Here is a 14,736-nt window from a genome sequence, read left to right on the forward strand (position 1 = left end):
GCCGTGCCCTTCGACAGGCTCAGGGAACGGGGTTCCCGAGGCCGTGGCGCAGTTCGCGAGTCAGCGACGCGACCACGGCCTTGAGGCTGCCGCCGTTCGCCTCCGCCACGCGCAGCTGTCGCTGGTAGCTGGCGCCGTGCTCGAGAATGAGGTTCACCTGGGCGAGCTCGTCGACGCAGTCGAGCTGCTCGGCGATCGGCGCGAGTGTGACCAGCAGGTCTCGCACGTCGTCGGTGACCAATTTCTCGGCGCCATGCGCATCCACGATGATCTCGGCGTCGAGGCCGTAGCGCGCGGCGCGCCATTTGTTCTCGCGCACGTACCAGGGCTGCAGTGTGGGCAGCGTCTCGCCCGCGTCGAGGCGCTGCGACATGTACTCGACCAGGCACTGGATGAGCGCGGCGACAGCGCCGATCTCCTCGGGGCTCGACAGCCCGTCGCAGGCGCGCATCTCGAGCGTTCCCCACTGGGGCGAGGGCCGGATGTCCCAGCGCACCTCGGTGTGGTCGTCGACGATGCCCGTGACCTTCATGTCGTCGACGTACGCCTCGTATTCGCTCCACTCGGCGAATTGGTAGGGCAGGCCTGCGGTCGGCAGCTGCTGGAACATGAGCGCCCTGTTCGAGGCGTAGCCCGTGTGTTCTCCGGCCCAGAACGGACTCGACGCCGACAGCGCCTGAAGATGCGGGTAGTAGTTCAGCAGTCCGCCGAGAAGGGGGAGCACCTTGTCGCGACTCTCCACGCCGACGTGCACGTGGATGCCCCAGATCATCATGTTGCGACCCCACCACTGGGTGCGGTCGATGAGCTTGTGGTACCGCTCCTTGTCGGTGACCTGCTGATCGAACCACTGAGCGAAGGGATGCGTGCCCGCGCACATGAGCTCGACGTCGAGCGGATCTGTGATGGCCCGCACCTCGGCGAGCTGTCCCTGCAAGTCGTCGACGGCATCCGATACCCGCGTGTGCACGCCCGTGACGAGCTCCACGGTGTTGAGCAGCAGCTCCTCGGTGATGCGCGGATGAGCGTCGCCGTCGGGGCCGCGAAGCGACTGGAGCACCTCGCCGGCCACGTTGACCAGATCGCCGGAACTCTGCTCGACGAGCGCGATCTCCCATTCGATGCCGAGTGTCGAGCGTTCGGAATGGGCGAACGAGATCTCCATGAGCGGCTCCGATCGATATCAGCGGGTGGCCTCATCCTGACAGACTCGGCGGATCGGACTCCTGAATTACGCGCGGGCGGCGAATATCTGACAGAATGATCTGTCGAGTCTGCCCGCCCGACCCTCTAATCAGGTTGCGGCAGAACCCTCGAGAACTTTTTACGCCGAGTGTGCACCCCACGCTCACGGCTGCCAGTTCACCCACATTTAGGCCCAGCAGGGCCGAGAGAAAAACCTAGGAAGAATTGTGGCTGTAAAGATCCGTCTGAAGCGCATGGGTAAGATCCGTGCACCGTACTACCGCATCGTCGTCGCCGACTCGCGCACCAAGCGCGATGGTCGTGTCATCGAGGAGATCGGCCAGTACCACCCCACCGAGGAGCCGTCGGTCATCAAGATCGAGTCCGAGCGCGCCCTCTACTGGCTCGGCGTCGGCGCACAGCCGACCGAGCAGGTCGCCGCGCTCCTGAAGCTCACGGGCGACTGGGGCAAGTTCAAGGGCGACAAGGACGCGGTCTCCACCGTGCGCGTCGCAGAGCCCAAGGAGGCGTTCGTCGCCGACGAGAAGAAGAAGCCTGTTCTGAAGCCCAAGGCTGAGGTCAAGGTCGAGGCTCCTGCCCCCGCCGCCGAAGAGGCGCCGGCTGCCGACGAGGCTCCCGAGGCCGAAGCAGAGAAGGCCTAGCCTTGCTCGCTCCTGCTCTCGAGCACCTGGTCAAGGGCATCGTCGACAAGCCTGCCGACGTGCATGTCATCGCGAAGAGCTCGCCGCGCGGCGAGGTCCTCGAGGTGCGTGTGCACCCCGACGACCTCGGTCGCGTGATCGGTCGTGCGGGTCGCACGGCCAAGGCTCTCCGCACACTCGTCGCCGCGCTGGCTGATGGCAAGCGCGTTCGTGTAGACGTGGTGGATACCGATTTCTAAGAACGAGACGCAGCAACTTCGGGTTGGTCGTCTCCTGAAAGCCCACGGGCTCAAGGGAGCGATCAAGCTGGAGCTCTTCACCGACGACCCGGCACGACGCTTCGTGCCGGGCGCGGTGTTCACCCTCCAGGTTCCCACCGGCTCGCCGTGGCACGGCAAGACCCTCGAGCTCATCGAGCTCAAGTGGTTCAACAGCCACGCCGTCGGCTTCTTCAAGGGCGTGCCCGACCGCACGGCCGCCGAGGGGCTGGTCAAGGCGATCCTCTGGATCGACCAGGACTCCGACGAGCAGTCGGCCGAGGAAGACGCCTGGTTCGACCACCAGCTCGTCGGCCTCGACGTCATCCGCGACGGCGAGAAGATCGGCGTCGTGCGCCAGGTCAACCACATGCCGGCGCAAGACCTGCTGGTCATCGAGCAGGCATCCGGCGAGGTGCTGGTTCCGTTCGTCAAGGCGATCGTTCCGGCGGTCGACATCACGGCGGGCACGATGACCATCACGCCGCCTCCGGGCCTCCTCGAAGAACTCCCGGAGTCCGACGACGACGAGGCTCCCACTGCGGAGCCCCCGGCCGAGGACACCCCGACCGAGAAAAGCCAGACCGAGTAGACGCTTCACCCGTCAAACGGGAGGAGATCCGGTAGACCGACGCGAATAGAGCGTCGGATTGCCGAATCTCCTCCCGTTTCCGGTTAACCCTTGTCCACAGATCGTCCCGTCCTCGGTTTCGCAGCCCGGGCGCAGGGCATCCTTCTGGCTATGACCAGCTTCAGCCTCCTCCTCGGACCAGACGGTGTCGCATCCATTCGGTCCATCGAGCAGAGGGGCGTGCCCCGTGCGAGGGTCCTGCGCGCGATCCAATCCGGCGAAGTTCGACGTATCCGAAACGGGTGGGTAGCGCGCCAGGGAGCTGCCGAAGACGCGGTGCAGGCCGTTAGAGTCGGTGGTTCACTCAGCTGCTTGTCCGTGCTGAGGCGCCGAGGGATCTGGTGCGACGATGACCACCTGCTTCACGTGCGAGTCGGGCGACACGCAGGCCACTTGTCGGCGCCCCACGATCGCGCGGTCGAACTGCGGCGTCCCGAGGCCCACGGCATCCGCTTGCACCGTGATCGGGGCGCTTCGCTCCCGAACAGGGCTGTTGATCCCATGCCGATCGTGCTGGCGCACGTCTTCCGATGCCAGCCGCGAGAGAATGTGATCGTCTCTGTGGACTCGGCGCTTCGGGGCGGGCACATTCTTCTTCCCGAACTGCGCGACGTCGTCGCACAATTGCCCGCGAGGTACCGTCCGTACCTCGATCTTGTCGACATGTCGGCGGAGTCGGGGCTCGAGACGAAGGCACGGCTCCGGCTCCGAACACTGGGTATTCCGTATCGAGCGCAGGTGCGGATCTCGCGAGTGGGACACGTGGATCTCCTCATCGGCGAGCGCCTCGTGCTCGAGCTCGACGGGGAGGCGTGGCATTCTGGGCCGCTCGCGTATGCGGAGGACCGTCGGCGGGATCTCGAGTTGATGCGTCAGGGATTCATCGTGATGAGGCTGAGCTTTTCGCAGGTGATGGGTGAGTGGGCATCGGTGGAGTCCGTCATTCGAGCGCTTGTCTCGCGGCGGGAGCATCTGTGGACTTCGCGACACCGCCGTGACGGCTTGGATCGACGGTGAAACGGGAGGAGATTTAGCAGACCGTCCTAAATAGGAGGTCGATTTCGCGTAACTCCTCCGCTTTTCGTTGCCGCTCGACGGCAACCCGGGGCAGGCCAGCGCAGCTAGGCTTTCAGGATGCGTATCGACATCGTCTCGATCTTTCCGAGCTTCTTCGACGCGCTCGACATCTCGCTGCTCGGCAAGGCGCGCCAGTCCGGTCTCATCGAGCTCGGCGTGCACGACCTGCGCGACCACACCCACGACAGGCACCGCAAGGTCGACGACACTCCCTTCGGCGGTGGCGCCGGCATGGTCATGAAGCCCGAGCCGTGGGGCGACGCGCTCGACACGATCCTCGATGCCGCACCCGAGGCATCCGGCCGGCCTCTCGTCATCTTCCCCTCGCCGGCCGGCGAGGTGTTCACGCAGGCCATGGCGCGCGAGCTGTCGACGCGAGAGCACCTGGTGTTCGGATGCGGTCGGTACGAAGGCATAGACCAGAGGGTCTTCGACGAGACGGCCGAGCGCGCCGAGGTACGCCTCGTGAGCCTGGGCGACTACGTGCTGAACGGCGGCGAGGTGGCCGTCATGGCGATGATCGAGGCGATCGGGAGACTCATCCCCGGGGTGGTCGGCAACCCCGAGAGCCTCGTCGAGGAGTCGCACGAAGACGGACTCCTGGAGTATCCGAGCTACACGAAGCCCGCCGAGTGGCGCGGCCGCGAAGTGCCGCCGGTGCTGCTGAGCGGCAACCACCGCCTCATCGCAGAATGGCGCCGCGAGCAGCAGCTCGAGCGCACGGCGCGTGTGCGCCCCGACCTGCTACGCGTGCACGATCACCCAGACGGCGACGCAGGGCTCGCCTGATCGGTTGCTCAGGCGGTGCGGCCTCGTCGCGGGAAACGTGATCGAGTCGCCTGCCGAGAGGGTGACGTGCTCGCCCTCGAACGTGATCGTGAGAGTGCCAGAGGTGATGCTGCCGATCTCGAAACCGTCGTGCCGGATGAGGTCGCCGTGGGCGCTGCCGGTCGAGCCCGCAGGGTAGGTGGACTCGAAGATCTCGAGGCCGGGAACCGGGCCGGGGGAGAGTCGGCGGTAGACCACGCCCGATTCGAGATTCATGTCGGGTGTGCGGCCGGCACGCGAGATGACATAGCCGTCGCGCTCGACGGGGTCGTCGGCGAGGCCGGCGAGCCTGTCGCCGAGGGTGTCGGCGGGCGCGGTGGATGCCGACGAGTCGGCCCCCGGAGCCTCGAACGCGGCCGATAGGGGCACACCCAACGCGGTCACGATCGCGATGAGGCGGTTGACCGAGGGCACCATCACGCCTGTCTCGATCTGGGAGACGGCGCTCGGCGAGATGTCGAGCGAGCGGGCGAGCGCCCGAAGCGACAGTCCTGACTGGGTGCGCAGTTCGCGAAGGCGTCGACCGAGCGACTCGTTGGCGCTGAGAGCGCCGTCATCCGACTCGAGCGCGTTCTCCACCCGTCAATTGTCACATGCCTGTAACAGGCGCGAAATCGCAGGCGGGGTGTTAAGCAATAGCTTTATGAGCACTGACGGAGCCCCTGGGGAGCTGCCGGATAGGGAACGTGTTCCGACTACGACGGTGCGCCGACCACCACCCTCCACATACCTGTCGCATCACTGATGAGAAACCGGAGAATTCCATGACCGAGGTCATCCATCCCCACGGGGAGAAGCCCGGCGACGTGCTCGAAGCCGCAGGACTGCCCACGGGCAGCGGCGTCGTCGAGCCGTTCCACGACCCGCGCCTCAGCAATGAGGATCTCGCGCCCCTCAAGAAGCAGACCTGGAGCGCCTACAACTTCTTCGCCTTCTGGATGTCCGACGTGCACAGCGTCGGCGGATACGTCACGGCCGGCAGCCTGTTCGCCCTGGGGCTCGCGAGCTGGCAGGTGCTGATCGCCCTGCTCGTCGGCATCACGATCGTCTACTTCCTCTGCAACCTCGTCGCGAAACCCAGCCAGCAGTCCGGCGTTCCCTACCCGGTGATCTCGCGAACGGTCTTCGGAGTGCTCGGGGCCAACATCCCCGCGATCATCCGCGGCCTGATCGCGGTGGCCTGGTACGGCATCCAGACCTACCTCGCCTCGGCGGCGCTCGTGGTCGTGGCGCTCAAGCTGTGGCCCGATCTGGCGGGCATTGCGGATGCCGACACCGTCGGTTTCGCAGGTCTGTCGCTGCTCGGCTGGATCGCCTTCCTGATCCTCTGGGTCGCGCAGGCCTTCGTCTTCTGGCGCGGAATGGAGTCGATCCGCAAGTTCATCGACTTCTGCGGACCTGCCGTCTACGTCGTGATGATCATCCTCGCGATCTACCTCGTCTCGCAGGCGGGCTGGGAGAACATCGACCTCAACCTCGGCTCGGTGCAGTTCGAGGGCTGGGACGCCGTTCCTGTCATGCTCGGCGCCATCGCCCTGGTCGTCTCGTACTTCTCTGGCCCGATGCTGAACTTCGGCGACTTCTCGCGCTACGGCAAGTCGTTCAAGGCGGTCAAGCGCGGCAACCTGCTCGGGCTTCCGCTCAACTTCCTCGTCTTCTCGATCCTCGTCGTGATCTGCGCGGCGGCCACGGTTCCGGTGTTCGGCGAGCTCATCACCGACCCCATCGAGACGGTCGCCCGCATCGACAACGTCTACGCGATCATCCTCGGCGCCCTGACCTTCGCGATCGCGACCGTGGGAATCAACATCGTGGCGAACTTCGTGTCACCCGCGTTCGACTTCTCGAACGTGGCACCGCAGAAGATCTCGTGGCGCATGGGCGGCATGATCGCCGCTGTCGGAAGCGTGCTGATCACCCCGTGGAACCTCTACTCCAGCCCGGAGATCATCCACTACACGCTCGACACGCTGGGTGCGTTCATCGGCCCGCTGTTCGGAGTGCTGATCTGCGACTTCTATATCGTGCGCAAGCAGACGGTCTACGTCGACGACCTCTACACGATGAGCGAGAAGGGTCGTTACTGGTACAAGAAGGGCTTCAACCCGAACGCGATCATCGCGACCGCCGTCGGCGCCGCGCTCGCGGCCAGTACGGTCTTCATCCCCGCGCTTCAGGGCGCGGCGTCGTACGCATGGTTCATCGGCTGCGGGATCGCCCTTGTCGTCTACTGGATCGCCGAGAAGGTCAGCCCGCAGGCGGCGCGCAGCATGCAGGCCGCCGAGGAGCACGAGACCGCGTCGGTCATCCAGTAGCAGTCCACCGCTCCACCGCTCCACCGAACGGACACGCCCTCGTGCACATCACCGTGATCAACCCGAACACCACCCGGGCCATGACCGAGATGATCGGATCATGCGCCCGGGGGGTGGCCGCACCCGGCACCCGGATCGCCGCCGTGAACCCGCCCATGGGGCCGGCGTCGATCGAAAGCCACTACGACGAAGCGCTCTCGGTGCCCGGCCTGCTCCACGAGATCGCGGCCGCCGAGAGCGAGGGCTCCGACGGCTACGTCATCGCCTGCTTCGGCGATCCGGGGCTGGATGCCGCTCGCGAGCTCGCGGGCGGCCCGGTCGTGGGCATCGCGGAGGCGGCGATGCACGCGGCCACCCTGGTGGGCCGCAGTTTCAGCATCGTCACGTCGCTGTCGCGCACGGTCGGTCGTGCGCAGGATCTCGTGAAGCACTACGGATTCGCCGACCGCTGCGTGGGCGTCTACGCCTGCGACATCCCGGTGCTCGCCCTCGACGACCCGTCGAGCGAGGCGGCCCAGGTGATCATCGACCTGTGCAGGGAGACGATCGAGCGCGACAAGTGCGATTCGATCGTGCTGGGCTGCGCGGGCATGGCCGAGCTCTGCAGCTATATCTCGGCGCAGGTCGGCGTTCCCGTCATCGACGGGGTGAGCGCCGCGACCAAGCTCGTGGAGTCGCTCGTGACCCTCGGCTACACCACGTCGAGGCGCGACGAATTCGCGCGGCCCCTGCCGAAGGCGTACGTCGGAGAGCTGGCCGCGTTCGAGCTCGCCGCCTCATAGACCAGTCCTGAACCGGTCCCGAATCAGCCCCGGATCAGCCCCGGGCGCGGGCGGTCAGCACGATCGGGCCGTCTTCGGTGATGGCGACGGTGTGCTCGGAGTGCGCGCCCCGCGAGCCATCGGCGCTGCGCAGGGTCCAGCCATCCGGATCGGTGACGATCTTGTCGGTCGACTCGAGGAACCACGGCTCGATCGCGATGACGAGGCCGGCGCGCAGAGGGAGCCCCCGGTTCGGCCGGCCGTTGTTGGCGACATGGGGATCGCCGTGCATCGTGCGTCCGACGCCGTGTCCGCCGAAGTCGGTGTTCACGCTGTAGCCGGCTTCGGCCGCCACCTGCCCGATGGCGGCCGAGATGTCTCCGACGCGCGAGCCGACCCGGGCGGCCGCGATGCCCGCATCCAGAGCCCGTTCGGTGGTCTCGATGACCCGCAGGTCTTCGGGGCGGGGAGTGCCGACAATAACCGACACGGCCGAGTCGGCCACCCAGCCGTCGACGGATGCGGCGAAGTCGAGACTCACCAGGTCACCGTCGCGAAGAACGTAGTCGTGGGGGAGTCCGTGCAGCACGGCGTCGTTGACCGACGTGCACAGCACCTTTCCGAAGGGGCTGGCGCCGAACGACGGGTGGTAGTCGATGTAGCAGGACTCGGCGCCCCGTGCCCTGATCATCTCGTGGGCGATCGCGTCGAGCTTCAGCAGGTTGACGCCGACGGCGGCCCTCGATTTCAGCTCGGTGAGCACGTCGGCGACGAAACGCCCCGCAGCCCGCATCTCGTCGATTTCTCCTGGGGTGCGCAACTCGATCATGTGTCTATTCTGCCCGCACTCCTGTTCGCCCGGGGCGCACAGCATCCCAGCCAATTCCCGAGCTGCCGCGCATACCCTGAATGTGTGATCATTCGTCGGGCTTTCTACTCCATCCTCTTTCCCGCAGCGGTCGTGCTGCCGGCGTGGATGCTCATCGGCAGCGCCGTCTTCGGCGGCGGCGGATGGCAGACGCTGGGCGCACTCCTCAGCAGCATCGTTCTCTTCGTCGCGCTGGCCGCGATCTCAGGCATCGTCTTCGCCCGCCCGGGTGTGCGCACGGCCAAAGCCGTGTCGTGGCTCGACGTGGGAATTCTCACGGTCATCGCGGCGTCGGCGATCACGCTGGGCTTCGATTCCGTGGCATCGACGGCGGCCACCGTCGTGCTCATCGTGGCCGTCATCGGCGGTTTCTGGGCCGCGGTCTGGCAGTTCTTCACCGAGGCCCGCAAGCGTGTGCACGATGTGTTCGCCTCGTTCGAGGTTCCCCCGGCCGCCCCTGGTGCGGGATTCGGGCCTGCCCAGGTGCCCGCGGGCATCCGGAACGACGGCGAGTACATCGTGATTGAGACGAGTCGCGACACTCACTGATTGTGGGTCGCCCCCCGCGTGTGGCAGAATAAACGATTGTGCCTCGGCCCGACTCTGCCACAGGGGAGTCTGCGATAAACGATGGCACCGAAACTCACACTTCTTTTACCCCGTAGTCGACCTGTGGCGGTTGCAGAGAGCGAATCATCATCATGAGCCACATTCTCGATTTCGTCGACGCGGCGTCGCTGCGTAGCGACATCCCCGAGTTCCGCGCCGGCGACAACGTCAAGGTGCACGTCAACATCGTTGAAGGTACGCGCTCGCGTATCCAGGTGTTCCAGGGCGTCGTCATCGGCCGCTCGGGCGAGGGCGTCCGCGAGACGTTCTGCGTGCGCAAGGTCAGCTTCCAGGTCGGCGTCGAGCGCACCTTCCCCGTGCACTCCCCGGTCATCGACCACATCGAGGTCGTCACCCGTGGCGACGTGCGTCGCGCGAAGCTCTACTACCTCCGTGCCCTCCGCGGCAAGAAGGCCAAGATCAAGGAGAAGCGCGACGCGTAACGTCCGCCTCCGAATCGCCTGACAGCCGAAACGCCGTCGGCCTCACGATTCACAACCCTGAGCTCCCTGCCCATAAAATGGCAGGGAGCTCAGGCGGTTAAATGACAGAAACGACCATGCCATCGCGTACGTCACGCCGGCAGAAGAATTCGCGCAGGCAGCGCAGCGCATTGCTGTTCCTGCGCGACATCCTCATCATCTTCCTCGTCGCCGTTCTGGCGTCGGTGCTGATCAAGACCTTCCTGGTGAGGTCGTTCTACATCCCCTCCGGGTCGATGGAGAACACCCTCCAGATCAACGACCGAATCCTCGTCAACCAGCTCGAGCCGAACCTCATGCCGATCGAGCGCGGCGACGTCGTGGTCTTCGCCGATCCGGGCGGATGGCTTCCCGCCACGATCGAACCCGAGAAGCCGCCGGTTCAGGCCGCCCTCGACTGGGTTCTCGAGACGGTCGGGCTCACGGCCAGCGACGCCAACGACCACCTCATCAAGCGGGTCATCGGTCTGCCGGGCGACCACGTCACGTGCTGCAACGCGCTCGGCCAGATGTCGGTCAACGGCGTTCCGCTCGAAGAGCCCTACATCAAGCTGCCTGACGGCCAGACGGCGGCATCCGGTGTCTCCTTCGACGTGACCGTGCCCGAGGGCTCGCTCTGGGTCATGGGCGACAACCGCTACAACTCCAAGGACTCCCGGTTCAACCAGGATCAGCCCGGCAAGGGCTTCGTGCCGATCAAGAACGTGGTCGGCCGAGCCCTGTGGATCACCTGGCCGACCGATCGGTGGACCTTCCTCGACAACTACTCCGACGTGTTCGCCGGCGTCGAGAGCGAGGGATCGAAATAGCCGTCTCCGATCCCACCCTCACCGTCGAGCGCGGCCTCGAACGCAAGGGCGCGAGCCTCGTCATCGGAATCGACGAGGTCGGCAGGGGTGCTCTCGCCGGCCCAGTCGCCGTGGGCCTCTGCGTGATCCGTGCCAGCAGGCGTTCGCCCATCCCGGCGGGCCTGCGCGACTCGAAGATGCTCTCCGAGGCGGCGCGCGAGCGCATCGCACCGCTCGCTGCCGAGTGGGCGATCGACAGTGCCGTGGGGCTCGCCAGCCCGCAGGAGGTCGACGAGCTCGGCATCATCGCGTGCCTCGGCCTCGCCGCGAAACGCGGGCTCGGCCTGCTCTACGGCCGCGGGGTGGATGTCGCCGGTTCCGTGATCCTGCTCGACGGCTCCCACGATTGGCTGGCCCCCGCGCTCTCCACTCCCTTGAACGTGGTGACCCGCGTCAAAGCCGACCGCGACTGCGCGTCTGTCGCCGCCGCATCCGTCGTGGCCAAGGTGCACCGCGACCGTCTGATGATCGACCGTCACGCCGATACGCCCCACTACGGCTGGGACAGCAACAAGGGCTACGGCAGCACCCTGCACATGGAGGCCATCGCCAGCCACGGCGCCAGCGACTTCCACCGTCGCAGCTGGCTCAAGGAACCGGCCCTCGTTTCGACGCCGTAGACTGGGCGCACCATGGAAGATGATGAGATCGAGGACTACGACCGCGAAGTCGAACTGGCCCTCTACCGCGAATACCGCGATGTGGTCTCGCAGTTCAAGTACGTGATCGAGACCGAACGCCGGTTCTACCTGGCGAACGACGTCGAACTGGTTCGCCGCGACACCGAGCACGACTTCTACTTCGAGCTCGTGATGAACGACGTGTGGGTGTGGGATGTCTACCGCTCCGACCGCTTCGTCAAGAGCGTGCGCGTGCTGACCTTCAAAGACGTCAACGTCGAAGAGCTGTCGACGAAGGACTTCGAGCTTCCGAAGGAACTCGCGCTCGACGAGTAGCCCTCGTCCTCTCCTCGGCTGAGCCTGTGGAGAGCGGTTCATCCCCGTTCTCGTCGTTCGACGGAAGCTGCGTTTCGCGCGCTGCCATCCTCGGTGGCGGAGGCGCGAATGAGAGCGAAAGATGCCCTGGGTCGCCAGGGTGAAGACGTGGCGGCGAGCTATCTTGCAGACCAGGGCTTCACCGTGGTCGAACGCAACTGGCGATGCGAGCACGGTGAGATAGACCTCGTCGGGGTCGACGGCCGAGACACCGTGTTCGTCGAGGTCAAGACGAGATCGTCGACGGCGTTCGGGCATCCGTTCGAGGCGATCACCGACGCGAAAATGGCGAGGCTGCGGCGACTCGCTGCCGCCTGGTGCGATGCGCAGACGGGCCCGCGGCCCCAGGTGATCCGCATCGATGCGGTCTCGGTGCTCATCCGCGACGGCGCATTGCCGTTCGTCGAGCACCTGCGCGGGGTCTTCCGATGATCGGCACGACCACCGCCGTGGCCCTGCTCGGCCTCACCGGGCAGATGGTCGAGGTCGAGGCCGACATCACGCCGGGCCTGCCCTCGTTCACCATCATCGGCCTGCCCGACACCGCCCTGTCGAACGCCCGCGAGCGGGTGCGGCACGCCACGAGCAATGCCGGCTGTCCACTTCCGGCCCGGCGCATCACGGTCAACCTGTCGCCCGCGGCCCTGCCGAAGTTCGGTCCCGTCTTCGACCTGGCAATCGCCATGGCCCTGCTCGCCGCGTCGCGCAGCATCAGCGCCGAATCCATCGGACGGGTCGTGCACCTCGGCGAGCTGGGGCTCGACGGCAGGCTGCGGCCCACCAGCGGCATCCTGCCGGCGGTGGCCGCGGCCGCGCGCCTCGGGCACACGCGGTTCATGGTGCCTGCCGGCAACGCCGACGAGGCCGCGCTCGTGCCCGGCATCGAGGTCATTCCCGTCGCGTCGGTGAGGGATGCCGCGATCTTCCATGGCAGCACGCTGCAGCCTCAGCCCGTCGAGCCGATCCTGCTGGCTCGGGAGAGCGCCACGGAGACGCCTGTTCTCGAACTGGCCGACGTGGTCGGCAATCGAGATGCCACGCAGGCGATGGTCGTCGCAGCGGCGGGCGGCCATCATCTCTTTATGCTCGGCCCGCCCGGAGCGGGCAAGACCATGCTCGCGGCCCGGCTGCCCGGGCTCCTGCCCGACCTCGGCCCCCTCGAATCGCTCGAGGTCAGCTCGTTGCGTTCGCTCAGCGGAGACATCGTCGGGTCGCAGCTCATCACCCGGCCGCCCCTCGAGAGCCCGCACCACACGGCGACCGCGGCCGCGCTGGTCGGAGGCGGCTCCCGGCAGATCCGGCCCGGCGCCGCGGCACGTGCGTCGCACGGGGTGCTGTTCATCGACGAGGCCCCGGAATTCAACTCGTCTGTGCTCGACGCGCTGCGGCAGCCGATCGAGACCGGGGTCATCAGCATCCACCGGGCGAATGCCGTCGCGACATTTCCGGCGACCTTCCAATTGGTGCTCGCCGCGAATCCGTGCCCGTGCGGCCAGTACGGCGCGCGCGACTCCGAGTGCACGTGCACACCTCACTCGCGTCGCCGGTATCTCGCGCGCATCTCCGGTCCGCTCATGGATCGCATCGACATCCAGCTCCGCGTGCAGAGAATCACCGCGGCCGAGCTCCGTATGGCCGACGGGGAGGAGCGGCTCGACACGGCCACGGCCCGCAGCGCCGTCGTGGCAGCACGGTCGCGGTCTGCGCACCGGCTCGAGGGCACGCCGTGGAAGCTCAACTCGCAGGTTCCCGGCTCGTGGCTGCGCACCGGACCGCGACGTCTGGCACGGTCGACGACAGCGTCTCTCGACAGGGCGCTCGAGAGGGGTGGTCTCACGATGCGCGGCTACGACCGTGTGCTGCGCCTGGCGTGGACGGTGGCCGACCTCGACGCCGTGGAGACGCCGACCGCGGAGCACGTCGGACGAGCCCTCTACCTCAGAAAGTCGCTGCAGTCATGACCACCTTCGGACTCGACTCGAACCAGGTCGTGCGTCTCGCCTCGGCCGTGTTGGCCGACGGCGATGCGGAGATCGACGAATCCGGCGCGGCCGAGGTCTTCGCACGGGCGTCGTGGAGCGGGATCGCAGAGCCCGGGGATTCCGTCGCGGGGGCGCTTGTCGCGGCCCTTGGTCCGGTGCAGGCGCTCACCGCGCTCGTCGATGGATGGGCGATGGAGCGGGTGGCCGGTGCGGTGGGCGACGCGGCCTCCGACTCCTTGACGACGCGCGACCTCGCGCTCGCCTTCGACCGATGGAGGCCGCGCCTCGTGTCGAATGCCATCATCACCTCTCTTCGCCAGGCCGCCCGGGTATCGGCCCGTCTGATTCGCCCGACAGACCGGCTCTGGCCTGCAGGCGTCGACGACCTCGGCGTTCATGGGCCCATCGCGCTCTGGGCGCGGGGAATCGACGCTGCAATCGAATCGCTCGGTTCGTCGATCGCGCTGGTGGGCGCTCGCGCGGCCACGGGCTACGGCGAGCACATGGCCATGGAACTCGGCGCGGGCCTGAGCGACCGAGGCGTCTCGGTGGTCTCGGGGGCCGCCTACGGAATCGACGGCATGGTGCATCGGGCAGTGCTCGCGAGCGGGGGACTCACCGTCGCCTTCCTCGCCGGCGGCGTCGACAGGTTCTACCCCAGCGGTCACGACGCCCTGCTCGGCCGCATCGCCACTGTCGGAGCGGTCATCTCCGAACTGCCCTGCGGATCGCCGCCCACCAAGTGGAGATTCCTGCAACGCAATCGCCTGATCGCCGCTTCGAGTGTCGCCACGGTCGTGGTGGAGGCGGGGCACCGGTCCGGGTCGCTCAACACGGCCGCACATGCCGCCTCGGTGGGGCGGCCGCTCGGAGCGGTACCCGGGCCCGTGACCTCTCCATCGTCGGCGGGCTGTCATCGCCTGATCCGGGAGTTCGATGCAGCCTGCGTGACGAGCGTCGACGAGGTTCTCGAGCTCGCTTCAGGACTGGCGGCCGACGGCGCCGATCACCCCGAACTCGATCTGGGTCTGGATTCGGCATCCGATCGCCGGCCTCCCGAGCAGGTGCGTGTTCTCGATGCGCTCAGTGCCCGCGCGGCACGATCGACCGCCGATATCGCGAGACGCACGGGTCTTGCGGTCTCGGCGACCGAGGGAGTGCTGGGGCTGCTGGCTCTCGAGGGGGCTGCGATCGAGACGGAGGCCGGATGGAGGAAGCAGAAAAAGGTAGCGTGAA

Annotated in this window: 18 protein-coding genes; 15 read left to right on the plus strand and 3 right to left on the minus strand. The window is 66.8% G+C overall.

Going from position 1 to position 14,736, the window contains the following annotated elements; all coding sequences use genetic code 11:
* Window positions 1-19: 19 nt before the first annotated feature.
* The gene (locus tag ASF51_RS14845; protein WP_055931506.1) at window positions 20-1,165 is read right to left on the minus strand and encodes a glutamate--cysteine ligase; all 1,146 of its coding nucleotides are present in this window, start codon (window positions 1,163-1,165) and stop codon (window positions 20-22) included.
* 247 nt (window positions 1,166-1,412) lie between these two features.
* Here ASF51_RS14845 and rpsP point away from each other — a divergent pair, with 247 nt between their 5' ends.
* From rpsP to trmD, 5 genes are all read left to right on the plus strand, one after another.
* Window positions 1,413-1,847 carry a 30S ribosomal protein S16 gene (gene rpsP / locus ASF51_RS14850; protein ID WP_055931509.1) on the plus strand — a complete coding sequence of 145 codons (435 nt, stop codon included), beginning with the start codon at window positions 1,413-1,415 and terminating at the stop codon, window positions 1,845-1,847.
* A gap of 2 nt (window positions 1,848-1,849) precedes the next feature.
* Window positions 1,850-2,086 carry an RNA-binding protein gene (locus ASF51_RS14855; protein WP_055931512.1) on the plus strand — a complete coding sequence of 79 codons (237 nt, stop codon included), beginning with the start codon at window positions 1,850-1,852 and terminating at the stop codon, window positions 2,084-2,086.
* Entirely contained in the window at window positions 2,073-2,696 is a 624-nt protein-coding gene (rimM, locus tag ASF51_RS14860) for a ribosome maturation factor RimM (RefSeq protein ID WP_055931515.1), read from the plus strand. Before ASF51_RS14855 ends, rimM begins: the two co-directional genes overlap by 14 nt.
* Before the next feature lie 702 nt (window positions 2,697-3,398).
* Window positions 3,399-3,752, plus strand: coding sequence for an endonuclease domain-containing protein (locus tag ASF51_RS19605; protein ID WP_255354447.1), 354 nt, complete (start codon window positions 3,399-3,401; stop codon window positions 3,750-3,752).
* Between the two features lie 117 nt (window positions 3,753-3,869).
* Entirely contained in the window at window positions 3,870-4,601 is a 732-nt protein-coding gene (gene trmD, locus ASF51_RS14870; protein WP_055931520.1) for a tRNA (guanosine(37)-N1)-methyltransferase TrmD, read from the plus strand.
* Here the strand turns inward: trmD and ASF51_RS14875 are convergent.
* Window positions 4,557-5,219 (minus strand): helix-turn-helix domain-containing protein, encoded by a 663-nt coding sequence (locus tag ASF51_RS14875; protein WP_055931522.1) that lies wholly within the window; start codon window positions 5,217-5,219, stop codon window positions 4,557-4,559. The genes trmD and ASF51_RS14875 overlap by 45 nt on opposite strands.
* A gap of 185 nt (window positions 5,220-5,404) precedes the next feature.
* Here ASF51_RS14875 and ASF51_RS14880 point away from each other — a divergent pair, with 185 nt between their 5' ends.
* Both ASF51_RS14880 and ASF51_RS14885 read left to right on the plus strand, forming a co-directional pair.
* The gene (locus tag ASF51_RS14880; protein WP_055931525.1) at window positions 5,405-6,955 is read left to right on the plus strand and encodes an NCS1 family nucleobase:cation symporter-1; all 1,551 of its coding nucleotides are present in this window, start codon (window positions 5,405-5,407) and stop codon (window positions 6,953-6,955) included.
* 41 nt (window positions 6,956-6,996) lie between these two features.
* The gene (locus ASF51_RS14885) at window positions 6,997-7,737 is read left to right on the plus strand and encodes an aspartate/glutamate racemase family protein (protein WP_055931528.1); all 741 of its coding nucleotides are present in this window, start codon (window positions 6,997-6,999) and stop codon (window positions 7,735-7,737) included.
* A 34-nt stretch (window positions 7,738-7,771) separates the two neighbouring features.
* On the opposite strand, the gene map is transcribed toward ASF51_RS14885, so the two are convergent.
* Window positions 7,772-8,545 (minus strand): type I methionyl aminopeptidase, encoded by a 774-nt coding sequence (gene map, locus ASF51_RS14890; RefSeq protein WP_055931530.1) that lies wholly within the window; start codon window positions 8,543-8,545, stop codon window positions 7,772-7,774.
* 84 nt (window positions 8,546-8,629) lie between these two features.
* Between map and ASF51_RS14895 the strand changes: the two genes are divergently transcribed.
* From ASF51_RS14895 to ASF51_RS14930, 8 genes are all read left to right on the plus strand, one after another.
* Entirely contained in the window at window positions 8,630-9,133 is a 504-nt protein-coding gene (locus ASF51_RS14895) for a hypothetical protein (RefSeq protein ID WP_055931533.1), read from the plus strand.
* Between the two features lie 152 nt (window positions 9,134-9,285).
* On the plus strand, window positions 9,286-9,636 hold the full coding sequence (gene rplS, locus ASF51_RS14900) for a 50S ribosomal protein L19 (RefSeq protein WP_044442052.1): 351 nt from the start codon (window positions 9,286-9,288) through the stop codon (window positions 9,634-9,636).
* Between the two features lie 101 nt (window positions 9,637-9,737).
* Window positions 9,738-10,484 carry a signal peptidase I gene (lepB, locus tag ASF51_RS14905; RefSeq protein ID WP_055931537.1) on the plus strand — a complete coding sequence of 249 codons (747 nt, stop codon included), beginning with the start codon at window positions 9,738-9,740 and terminating at the stop codon, window positions 10,482-10,484.
* On the plus strand, window positions 10,421-11,143 hold the full coding sequence (locus ASF51_RS14910) for a ribonuclease HII (protein ID WP_369797321.1): 723 nt from the start codon (window positions 10,421-10,423) through the stop codon (window positions 11,141-11,143). The genes lepB and ASF51_RS14910 overlap by 64 nt, the downstream gene beginning before the upstream one ends.
* A 12-nt stretch (window positions 11,144-11,155) precedes the next feature.
* Entirely contained in the window at window positions 11,156-11,479 is a 324-nt protein-coding gene (locus tag ASF51_RS14915; protein ID WP_044442048.1) for a DUF2469 family protein, read from the plus strand.
* Between the two features lie 108 nt (window positions 11,480-11,587).
* Window positions 11,588-11,950, plus strand: coding sequence for a YraN family protein (locus ASF51_RS14920; RefSeq protein WP_055931540.1), 363 nt, complete (start codon window positions 11,588-11,590; stop codon window positions 11,948-11,950).
* The gene (locus ASF51_RS14925; protein WP_055931543.1) at window positions 11,947-13,479 is read left to right on the plus strand and encodes a YifB family Mg chelatase-like AAA ATPase; all 1,533 of its coding nucleotides are present in this window, start codon (window positions 11,947-11,949) and stop codon (window positions 13,477-13,479) included. Before ASF51_RS14920 ends, ASF51_RS14925 begins: the two co-directional genes overlap by 4 nt.
* Window positions 13,476-14,735, plus strand: a complete 1,260-nt coding sequence (locus tag ASF51_RS14930) for a DNA-processing protein DprA (RefSeq protein WP_055931546.1) — start codon at window positions 13,476-13,478, stop codon at window positions 14,733-14,735. The genes ASF51_RS14925 and ASF51_RS14930 overlap by 4 nt, the downstream gene beginning before the upstream one ends.
* Window position 14,736 lies beyond the last annotated feature (1 nt).

The organism is Agreia sp. Leaf283, assembly GCF_001422485.1.
Taxonomy (GTDB): domain Bacteria; phylum Actinomycetota; class Actinomycetes; order Actinomycetales; family Microbacteriaceae; genus Agreia.

Bases quoted from the DNA above. Each gene is read 5' to 3' on its own strand.
- lepB (WP_055931537.1), top strand. From the start codon at position 9,738: ATGACAGAAACGACCATGCCATCGCGTACGTCACGCCGGCAGAAGAAT.
- ASF51_RS19605 (WP_255354447.1), top strand. From the start codon at position 3,399: ATGTCGGCGGAGTCGGGGCTCGAGACGAAGGCACGGCTCCGGCTCCGA.
- rplS (WP_044442052.1), top strand. From the start codon at position 9,286: ATGAGCCACATTCTCGATTTCGTCGACGCGGCGTCGCTGCGTAGCGAC.
- ASF51_RS14920 (WP_055931540.1), top strand. From the start codon at position 11,588: ATGAGAGCGAAAGATGCCCTGGGTCGCCAGGGTGAAGACGTGGCGGCG.
- ASF51_RS14915 (WP_044442048.1), top strand. From the start codon at position 11,156: ATGGAAGATGATGAGATCGAGGACTACGACCGCGAAGTCGAACTGGCC.
- ASF51_RS14930 (WP_055931546.1), top strand. From the start codon at position 13,476: ATGACCACCTTCGGACTCGACTCGAACCAGGTCGTGCGTCTCGCCTCG.
- map (WP_055931530.1), bottom strand. From the start codon at position 8,545: ATGATCGAGTTGCGCACCCCAGGAGAAATCGACGAGATGCGGGCTGCG.
- ASF51_RS14880 (WP_055931525.1), top strand. From the start codon at position 5,405: ATGACCGAGGTCATCCATCCCCACGGGGAGAAGCCCGGCGACGTGCTC.
- ASF51_RS14845 (WP_055931506.1), bottom strand. From the start codon at position 1,165: ATGGAGATCTCGTTCGCCCATTCCGAACGCTCGACACTCGGCATCGAA.
- trmD (WP_055931520.1), top strand. From the start codon at position 3,870: ATGCGTATCGACATCGTCTCGATCTTTCCGAGCTTCTTCGACGCGCTC.
- ASF51_RS14925 (WP_055931543.1), top strand. From the start codon at position 11,947: ATGATCGGCACGACCACCGCCGTGGCCCTGCTCGGCCTCACCGGGCAG.